This is a genomic window from Vicinamibacteria bacterium, from assembly GCA_035620555.1.
GTDB lineage: Bacteria > Acidobacteriota > Vicinamibacteria > Marinacidobacterales > SMYC01 > DASPGQ01.
The window spans coordinates 1-4,165 of the sequence record DASPGQ010000329.1; the positions used below are offsets into that span (position 1 = coordinate 1).

A 4,165-nucleotide genomic window follows, 5' to 3' on the forward strand; every position below is an offset into this window, starting at 1 on the left:
AAACGGGCTGGTTCGACGGAAGGCCGAGCAGCCTGGATCTAAAAGACCTGTTTCCTTACGAAGAGGTCATGGCGCGACTGAAGACGGAGCCCGAGCGCTATTACCGGTCCTATCTCTGTTCCGGCGTCACGGCGGTCTTCGATACCGGAGGCTACCCCTGGTCCCTCGATCTCCGTTCGGCCGCCGAGCATGATCCCGCGGCGCCCCACATCGCCGCCGCCGGCCCGAGGATCACGCATGCTCCGCCGGCATCTCTGAACCTGCCGGCTGCCCAGCAGTACGTGATGCTCTCCGATGAAGAAGCGGGACGCGCGGCGGTGCGCTTTCTCGCGGCGTTCGGTGCCGATGCCGTCAAAATCTGGTTCTTGCGAGTGCCCGAGGGGCAGGAAGAGGCAATCGATGCGCGTGTCGCTGCCGTAGCAGAAGAGGCCTCCGCCCGGGGACTACCTCTCATCGTTCACGCCACGACGCTTCGGGAAGCGAAGGTCGCGCTCAGAGCAGGGACCCGGCGACTCGTGCATGGGGTGGACGACCAGCCGGTGGACGACGCGTTCATCTCGCTCGCCAAGGAGAACGGGACGATCTACACGCCGACGCTGCTGACGAGCGACGGTTATCGCCGCATGTACGAAGCCATCAAGGGCGCCGAACCGCCTGCCATCGACGATCCCAACCGCTGCGTGGACGAACGAACCTGGCAACGGATCACCCACAGCCCCGAGCTCATCGACCACTCGAGCGTTCGAGCTTTCGATCTAGATCTTGACGCGTACCGCGTTCAGCTCGAAGCGGCTTACGAACGGAAGGTGGAGAATCTGCGACGCGTTCACGCGGCGGGAATTCCGATCGCGATGGGAACGGACGCGGGAAACCCGGGCACCCTCCACGGTCCCTCGATCTACGCCGAGCTCGAGGCGATGCAGGCGGCGGGGATGGCGCCCGCCGAGGTCATCCTCTCGGCGACGCGTAACGGAGCGCTCGCGATGGGCCGGGACGATATCGGCACCATCGCGGCTGGAAAAATTGCCGATCTATGTGTCGTTTCGGCAAACCCCCTCGAGGATGTGAGGAACCTGCGCCTGATCACCCACGTCATTCGCGCCGGACGCGTCCATCGGGTCGGAGAGCTCGCTCGACCTTAGCCCTACCCTCAGGGTGCCGCCGTCTTCCCCTCGACGGCGCGAGAGTCGAGGAAGAGCGCCGCGTCCGGGCTCGAGCGATAGGCGTTCTCCTCTTTCTGCAACAGCCCCTGAAACACGAGAAAGTCGCAGAGGATTCGACTGCCTCGCTCGGACGCACCAACTCCGGAGGCGTCGCAGTGTTCTTGCTCTTGCTCACGAGCGCGGTGAAGAGACCTAGCTCGTGTGCACCCTTGAGGGCGCTCGAGGCCTGATGGGCGTTCACGATCTGAAGGATAAGGATAGGAGAAATCATTGGACTCGGAGGAGCGTTGGGATACGGAAGCGCTGGTTCGATGGAGTCCTGGAGCCGGTCGAGCAATGTCGGGAGTCACGGAAAGAGGATCGAGAAGGGTCAATTGTGCGGAATAGCCGCGTGAGGACCCGCGCAAACGGAAGTCGATTGCGGATCGAGTTGGGCCTGTGGCGGTGCTCGAGCTAGGAAGGCGAGAGGAGTCGTTTCGAGGAGGAGCTCTGGAGGTTTTGTTTTGGACATGATGGAGGATCTTCCGAATCACTTTTACGTTGATGAAAAGAATGTTTTTCGTGTGCCGGGAGGGACGCGAGGGTTGAAATAAACTTGCGGTTCGATTGCCAGAGCTTCTTCCATCCCATTCCGGTCGACCCAGACGAGCGAGTTGCGGACTTCTTCCGCAGCAGAACGGCCCGCCACGTAGATCAGATCCCGGCTGTTCGAAATGCTGAACTCCGCAGCACCAAACGGAGTGAGGACACCATCGACCATGGGTACGGATGGACCGGTCACATCGAGCCGGTCCAGATCGAAAGGCGCACCAAAGTGCGTCCCGTCCTGAGCGTAGACGAGGTGGCCCGAGGCCAGATAGCGTGCGCCTCGTCCCCCGCGTGCCGCGAACAAACGATGGCGAGAGCTCATCTACCGAGTCTACGAGGTTGATCCCCTGACCTGCGATCGATGTGGAGCCCAGATGAAAGTCTTCGCTCTCATCACCGAACACGAGGTCACTCGCAGGCTCCTCGACCACCGAGATAAGACATCTCAACCTCGAGCTCCTCCGGCCCAAACACCGATTCATCGATAGACACGGGCACGGAAACTCTACCGAGGCGCTAATATTCCCACGTTCCCCGAGTCAGCCATCCGTCCAGCGCGGCCCAATGGGAAATCCTTGCACGTCCGTTTCGGGATCGCGAGATACAACCGCCTATCCGTCCATGATCCCGCGGTGCTCGCTGTCGCCACACTCACGCTGGGCCTCGTGGCAGCGGGAGCCGGCTTCATCCCCGCCTACCGGGCGTCTCGCATCGACCCGATGCGAGCGCTCCGGCACGAGTAAGCAACGTCGTCGAGGAGCATTCGATAGTTTCGGAGCTCTCTCGCCTCACGAGCCCGCGGTCGACTCGAGCTTCGATAGCGAGCACGACTTGTTCGCGGGTCGCTATCCCCCTATCATGCCGCACGTATGCCCCTGACTCCCGGCATGAAGATCGGCGCCTATGAGATTCGAGGCACGATCGGTGCGGGCGGGATGGGCGAGGTCTACCGGGCTCGCGACACGAAGCTCGACCGGGACGTCGCGGTGAAGACCCTTCCGGAATCCTTCGCCTCTGACCCGGAGCGCGTGAGCCGCTTCGAGCGAGAGGCGAAGGTGCTCGCGACCTTGAACCATCCTCACATCGCGCAGGTCTACGCGGTGGAGGAAACGCTCAACGGCTCGGTCATCGTGATGGAGCTCGTCGAAGGCGATGACCTGTCCACCCGCCTTTCGCGCGGCGTCCTCCCGGCGGCCGAGGCGCTGGCACTCGCTCGACAGATCGCCGAGGCGCTCGAAGCCGCGCACGAGCGCGGCATCGTGCACCGTGACCTCAAGCCAGCGAACGTGAAGGTGACACCCGAGGGGAACATCAAGATCCTGGACTTCGGGCTCGCCAAGAACGTGGAAACGACGGCGTCGGGAAGCGGTTCCATCTCCGAGTCTCCGACGCTCGCAGCACGCGGCACCGCGCTCGGTGTGATCCTCGGCACCGCCGCTTACATGGCGCCGGAGCAGGCACGCGGCAAGCCCGTCGATCGGCGGGCTGACATCTGGGCTTTCGGCGCGGTCCTCTACGAGATGCTCACCGGACGGCGCCCGTTCGAAGGAGATGACGTCACGGAAGTGCTCGCCCGGGTCATCGAGCGCGAGCCCGATCTCGACGGGATCCCGAAAGAGACCCCGGTCGCGATCCGTCACCTCGTGGCGCGCTGTCTCACCAAAGATCCCCGGCAACGCCTGCGCGACATCGGCGAAGCCCGCGTGACGCTCGACGATGTGATCTCCGGGCGCCACGACGATGAGGCCGCACCGGGCGTCGCGGCACCCGGGCCCTCCACGGGCTCGCGCCTCTTGCCTTGGAGCCTGGTCGCCGTATTGGCCGTGCTCAGTCTGTACTTGCTCGCCCGCCCCGTGCCAACGACCGCCACCCGAGACGCCACCCTGAGCGTGTCGCTGAACCTGCCTCCCAACGTCGAGTTCTACTCGAGCCATTCGTTGTCTTCCGATGGAAGCGTCGCCTCATTCATCGGAGTCCGGGAAGGCGTCCGTCAAATCTACATCCGCCACCTGGACAGCTTCGAGATGACGGCGGTACCCGGGAGCGAGTCCGCGACCGTAGCGACCGTTTCACCGGATGGCTCCCGTGTCGCTTTCGTAAACAACGACGGCCTGCTCTTCCAGGCCGCGGTCGACGGGTCGGTGACGCAGGAGCTCGCGAGCCCTGTCGATATCATGGCTGGGCTGGCGTGGGGCCCGGACGACCAGATCGTCTTCGGACGCAACGACCAGCTCTTCCGCGTGCCGGCACAGGGGGGCGCTGTCGAGGCTCTGACGAGCGGCGGCCCGAATGACAGAATGCGACACGAAAGGCCGGTGATCTCGACCGACGGTTCGTTCCTCTACTACCAGGCGATTAGCCTGGCCAACGACCGTACGATCGAGGCGCGCTCCATCGACCTTAAGACGGAGACG

Annotated in this window: 4 protein-coding genes; 3 read left to right on the forward strand and 1 reads right to left on the reverse strand. The window is 63.6% G+C overall.

All coding sequences use genetic code 11. The features are described from left to right. Nucleotides 1-1,142, forward strand: a 1,142-nt coding sequence (locus VEK15_13460; protein HXV61700.1) for an amidohydrolase family protein, incomplete at its 5' end; no start/stop codon positions are given. Between the two features lie 556 nt (nucleotides 1,143-1,698). Here VEK15_13460 and VEK15_13465 read toward each other — a convergent pair. Further along, a complete protein-coding gene (locus tag VEK15_13465; GenBank protein HXV61701.1) occupies nucleotides 1,699-2,073 on the reverse strand; it encodes a hypothetical protein in 375 nt (124 codons plus the stop codon). Between the two features lie 253 nt (nucleotides 2,074-2,326). Between VEK15_13465 and VEK15_13470 the strand changes: the two genes are divergently transcribed. Together VEK15_13470 and VEK15_13475 are read left to right on the forward strand one after the other, a co-directional pair. Next, a complete protein-coding gene (locus tag VEK15_13470; protein ID HXV61702.1) occupies nucleotides 2,327-2,494 on the forward strand; it encodes a hypothetical protein in 168 nt (55 codons plus the stop codon). Nucleotides 2,495-2,620: 126 nt separating this feature from the next. Continuing rightward, nucleotides 2,621-4,165, forward strand: a 1,545-nt coding sequence (locus tag VEK15_13475; protein HXV61703.1) for a protein kinase, incomplete at its 3' end; no start/stop codon positions are given.

What these genes read in the sequence shown, in the direction of transcription:
- VEK15_13465 (HXV61701.1), bottom strand. Translation starts at nt 2,073, where the DNA reads ATGAGCTCTCGCCATCGTTTGTTCGCGGCACGCGGGGGACGAGGCGCA.